This is a genomic window from Pseudomonas sp. p99-361 (genome assembly GCF_003935475.1).
In the GTDB taxonomy this organism is placed as follows: domain Bacteria; phylum Pseudomonadota; class Gammaproteobacteria; order Pseudomonadales; family Pseudomonadaceae; genus Aquipseudomonas; species Aquipseudomonas juntendi.
Genome location: NZ_RHQO01000130.1, coordinates 1 through 4,576, shown reverse-complemented (window position 1 = coordinate 4,576; position 4,576 = coordinate 1). Strand labels below are relative to the sequence as shown.

3 protein-coding genes are annotated in these 4,576 nt (G+C 63.8%); 1 reads left to right on the top strand and 2 read right to left on the bottom strand.

The window, feature by feature from the left end:
- Positions 1-171 precede the first annotated feature (171 nt).
- Positions 172-1,098, top strand: coding sequence for a class I SAM-dependent methyltransferase (locus tag EGJ22_RS25715; protein ID WP_009682684.1), 927 nt, complete (start codon positions 172-174; stop codon positions 1,096-1,098).
- A gap of 119 nt (positions 1,099-1,217) precedes the next feature.
- Here EGJ22_RS25715 and EGJ22_RS25705 read toward each other — a convergent pair whose 3' ends face one another.
- Both EGJ22_RS25705 and EGJ22_RS25700 read right to left on the bottom strand, forming a co-directional pair.
- The gene (locus EGJ22_RS25705; protein WP_009682683.1) at positions 1,218-3,242 is read right to left on the bottom strand and encodes a mechanosensitive ion channel family protein; all 2,025 of its coding nucleotides are present in this window, start codon (positions 3,240-3,242) and stop codon (positions 1,218-1,220) included.
- Positions 3,243-3,388: 146 nt separating this feature from the next.
- Complete coding sequence (locus tag EGJ22_RS25700) at positions 3,389-4,390, bottom strand: sulfate ABC transporter substrate-binding protein (RefSeq protein WP_009682682.1); 1,002 nt, start codon at positions 4,388-4,390, stop codon at positions 3,389-3,391.
- Positions 4,391-4,576 lie beyond the last annotated feature (186 nt).

Below are 4,576 nucleotides of genomic sequence, written 5' to 3'. Positions count from 1 at the left end.
CGCGGGCGGCGCTCGATCTCACAGGCGCTGAAGATGCTCCGGCTACCCTTGCCAGAAACCATAGAATCTCCCACAGGTACTGCACAGGGCTTGAAATTTATGCGGTAGCTGGTTTGCCTGCGAAGCGGCCTCAGCGGGTAGAATGCCGCTTTTGCCAGCCTGCGACCTGTCATGACATCCCCAATCGCCACCCTCGAGCAACACCTGCTCGCCGCCCTCGACCCTGCACCGCAGGAAACCCGCCGCCTGTTCCACGGCCGCGGCCGCTGCTGGGCGGGCCTGGAGCAGATCACGGTCGATTGGCTGCAGGGGGTGCTGTCGGTCGCCCTGTTCCGCGAACCGCCCGAAGGCCAGCTAGCCGAGCTGGAGACGATGCTGCGCAACCTGGCCGAGCGCCCACTGTGGACCGGCCAGGCCATCATCATCCAGCACCGCTACCTGCCTGACAGCCCGGGCCAGTGGTTGCTGGGCGAACCCTGCCAGCAACGCGAAGTGATCGAGGACGGCCTGACCTACCTGCTGGACCTGGGCGTGCGGCAGAACAACGGTCTGTTCCTCGATATGCGCTATGGCCGCCGCTGGGTGCGTGAGCAGGCGGCGGGCAAGCGGGTACTGAACCTGTTCGCCTACACCTGCGGCTTTTCGGTGGCAGCGGTGGCCGGTGGGGCCGAGCAGGTGGTGAACCTGGACATGGCCAAATCGGCCCTGGCGCGCGGCCGGGACAACCACCGCCTCAATGGTCACGACGCCTCGCGGGTAGCCTACCTGGGGCATGAGCTGTTCAAGTCCTGGGGCAAGGTACGCAAGTACGGCCCTTATGACCTGATCATCATCGACCCGCCGACCTTCCAGCGCGGCAGCTTCGTGCTGACTCAGGATTACGCGAAGATCCTGCGACGTTTGCCGGAGTTGTTGAGCGCGGGTGGGACGGTGCTGGCCTGTGTGAACGACCCAGGGATCGGGCCGGAGTTTTTGATTGAGGGGATGGCCGAGCAGGCGCCCTCGCTGGGGTTTGTCGAGCGGCTGGAGAACCCGCCGGAGTTTCCGGATGTGGACCCGGCGGGCGGGCTCAAGGCTTTGGTATTCCGCCAGGTGTGATGTTGCTTGTGGCGGCCCATTCGCGGGCTTGCCCGCTCCCACAGGTACTCCACAGCATTAGGATGTGTGGTGATCCTGTGGGAGCGGGCAAGCCCGCGAAGAGGCCGGTAGTGGCAACGTCAAGCCCCCAGAGCCTGCACCGGCAGCGGATAGACCTGGGCAAAACTCACATTCTCAGTCTGGTCCACCCGCTTCTTCAGCCGTTCGTTGAACGCCCGGCTCACCGCATACTGCCCACCGGAAATGGTCCGGAACTGCGCCGTCAGGACAAACCCGTTCAAGTCCATGCGGTCCACACCGAAGACCTGCAGCGGCCCCTGCAAGTTGATGCGCAGCAGGGGGTCTTCGCTGATCGACTGGCCCACCTCATGAATCAGCGCCAGTGACGCGTCCACATCACTGTCATAGGTGAACTGTACCGAAAAGAACGCATAGGCAAACTGCCGTGACTGGTTGGTCACCGCCTTGATCTGGCCAAACGGCACCGAATGCACGAAGCCCTTGCCATCGCGCAGGCGCAGGGTGCGGATGGTCAGGCTTTCTACGGTTCCGGCATGGCCGGAGTCCAGCACTACCCAGTCGCCGATGGAAATGGTGTCTTCGATCAGGATGAACAACCCGGTAATCACATCCTGGACCAGTTGCTGCGAGCCGAAGCCGATGGCCAGGCCGATCACCCCGGCACCGGCCAGCAGCGGCGCTACGTTGATGCCCAGGTTGGCCATGGTGGTGATGGTGCAGATCACGATCAGAATCACTTTGATGGCGTTGCGCAGCATCGGCAGAATGGTCCGCACCCGCGTGCTTGGCTGGCGCGCATTGCGGCGCCCGGCAGCTGGCTTGAGCGCTTCCTGGATCGCCGTATCGAGCACCACCCACAGCAGCCAGGTGACCAACAGGATCAGGCCGATGCTCGACAGCGAGTTGCTGATCGCCTGGCCCAGGCGGTTGCTGAGGGCAAAGTCGATCACCGAGAACCCCCAGATGCGCCCCAGCAGCTCGATGAAGGCCACTGCCATGGCAATGCGCAGCAGGGCGTGGGCGAGGCTGCGCAGCAGTTCCTTGTAGGGCCGCACCCGCTGCGCCGGGTCGCTTTCGCGGGGGGCCAGCAAGTGTTGCAGCAAGGTGCTGAGGAACAGCGTCGAGACCAATAGCACGGTGGTCAGCAGCGCGTTCTGCAGGGCTTTCTGGCTTTCGGCACCGGCACCTACCAGGTTGACTGCCGAGACCAGGATCATCAGCAGAATTGGCAGGTACCACAGTGTCGAGAAAATGCGCAGGGTTTCCTGCACGGCGCGGTGTTGTACCCGGTCCTTGTACGCGCGGTTGCGGATCAAGTGGGCGACCGGGCGCCGCAGGCGGATCACCAGGCTGGCGAAGATGAAGGTGGCAGTCAGGCCGGTGACCACCGCGACGCTGGCGGTGATGTTGCCGCCAAGCTGGCGGGCGATCTGCGGGCTGGTCAGAGCGTCGCTCCAGGCGGCAAGGAAGCCGATGAGGAACAGCGGCCGTGGTGCCAGGCGCTTGATCACCGCCACGGCGCGGCGTTTATGGCCAGCGTCGAACAGGGTGATCAGGCAGAGGATGATCGACGTCGAGAACAGCCCGCTGCTGGTCGCATAGGCCAGGCTCAGGCCAAGCGCGCGTGCCACGGAGGGGTCGAGGAAGCGGCTCACATAGAGCGTCACGGGCAGGCTGGCCAGGGCTGGCAAGGTGTAGGGCAACAGGTACCCCAGCAGGCCACTGACGCGTTTGTGCTCGCGCAGCCAAGGGCGGCGCGACACCCGTTTGGCGACCCAGCGCCCACCACCGCCAAGCAGGCCGAACGCGGCCCCCCAGGTGAGGGTCAGGAGCAGGAAGTTGCCCGCCAGGTGCAGTGAGTCACTGGCCGAATGGCGGTCGACCAGGCGCTCCACTTCCTGGGCGGCGCGGTCGGTGCGCAGGCGCCAAGCGTCAACCAGGTGGGCGTCGAGGTCCATCTGCCTGGCAGCGCTGTCCAGGCCATCGGCCAGGGCGCCCAGCAGGCCGCCTTGCAAGACTGGCTCGGGTTCGGCGGGTTGGTCCTCGCTGGGGGCGGGGTCGGCAGCCAGCAGGTGAGTGCTCAACAGGCAGCCGAGCAGCAGGGTCGAGAGGAAACGCAGCACTGGAGTACTCCTTGGGCCGGGGTGAGCGGGGCAGGGTTACTCAGGGAACTGAGGCTGGAGGGGTGAGAAAGTTCGATTTGGGTGTGTTGTCCGGCCAGGCCTATTCGCGGCTTTAGCCGCGAACTGGCCTGGCCTGAGTGAATCGATTACTGCTTGTCGGTATAGATCTGGTCGAACACGCCACCGTCGTTGAAGTGGGTCTTCTGCACGGTGCGCCAGTCACCAAAGGTCTTTTCCACCGACAGGAAGTCGACTTTTGGGAAGCGGTCGGTGTACTTGGCCAGCACGGTTGCATCGCGTGGGCGCAGGTAGTTGTTGGCGGCAATCTCCTGCGCCTCTGGCGACCACAGGTACTTGAGGTATTCCTCGGCCACGGCCTGGGTGCCTTTCCTGGCCACCACCTTGTCGACCACACTCACCGGTGGCTCGGCCTCGGCCGACACGCTCGGGTAGACCACCTCGAACTGGTCGCGGCCAAACTCGCGGGCGATCATTTCGGCTTCGTTTTCGAAGGTCACCAGCACGTCGCCGATCTGGTTGGTCATGAACGTGGTGGTCGCGGCCCGGCCGCCGGTATCCAGCACCGGGGCCTGTTTGAACAGCTTGCCAACGAAGTCCTTGGCCTTGGCTTCGTCACCGCCCTGCTTGAGCACGTAGCCCCAGGCCGACAGGTACGTGTAGCGGCCATTGCCCGAGGTTTTCGGGTTGGGCACGATCACCTGCACGCCGTCCTTCAGCAGGTCGGGCCAGTCTTTCAGCGCTTTAGGGTTGCCCTTGCGCACGATGAAGACGGTGGCCGAGGTGAACGGCGCGCTGTTGTTCGGCAGTCGGGTCACCCAGTTGTCCGGCACCAGCTTGCCATTGTCGACCAGGGCGTTGATGTCGGTGGCCATGTTCATGGTGATCACATCGGCCGGCAGGCCATCGATCACCGCACGCGCCTGCTTGCTGGAGCCGCCGAAGGACATTTGCACGTTGACCTTCTCGTTGTGCTCGGCCTGCCAGTGTTTCTGGAAGGCTGGGTTGTAGTCCTTGTAGAAGTCGCGCATCACGTCGTAGGAAACGTTGAGCAGGGTAGGGGCGGCCTGGGCGATGTTGCCCAAGGCCAGGCCTGCGGCGAGCAGCGAGGCGGTGAAGAGTCTTTTCACGTTGCTTCCTTGTTCTTGAAGGTTTTTGGGGCAGATTGCCAGCGACTATAGCGGGTGGATTTGTGCGGGTTAAAGAACAAAAACGACTTTGGTTATTCCGCTGCCTGTACTGGCCCTATCGCCGGCAAGCCAGCTCCCACAGGGATCGCCTTAGGGCTGACAGGTGTTTGCCACAAGGTATGGCAG